1 pseudogene is annotated in these 291 nt (G+C 58.4%); it reads left to right on the top strand.

The window, feature by feature from the left end:
* Positions 1-291: pseudogene (gene tuf / locus GCM43_RS25580) on the top strand (elongation factor Tu); the annotation flags it as partial.

The raw sequence follows: 291 nt of genomic DNA, 5'->3' as shown, positions 1-291 counted from the left end.
TCGACGACGCAGAACTGCTGGAACTGGTTGAAATGGAAGTGCGCGAGCTGTTGTCGAAATACGACTTCCCAGGCGACGATCTGCCGATCATCAAAGGTTCGGCCCGTATGGCGCTGGAAGGCCAAGAAGGCGAAATGGGCGTTGACGCAGTTCTGCGTCTGGCTGATGCGCTGGATGCTTACATCCCAACCCCAGAGCGCGCAGTTGACGGTGCGTTCCTGATGCCAGTGGAAGACGTGTTCTCGATCTCGGGTCGCGGTACCGTTGTAACCGGTCGTATCGAGCGCGGCA

The sequence above is a fragment of the Janthinobacterium aquaticum genome (assembly GCF_009208565.1).
In the GTDB taxonomy this organism is placed as follows: domain Bacteria; phylum Pseudomonadota; class Gammaproteobacteria; order Burkholderiales; family Burkholderiaceae_D; genus Janthinobacterium.
Note: the sequence above shows the minus strand (reverse complement) of the source record. Positions and strands in the feature narration are given on the sequence as shown.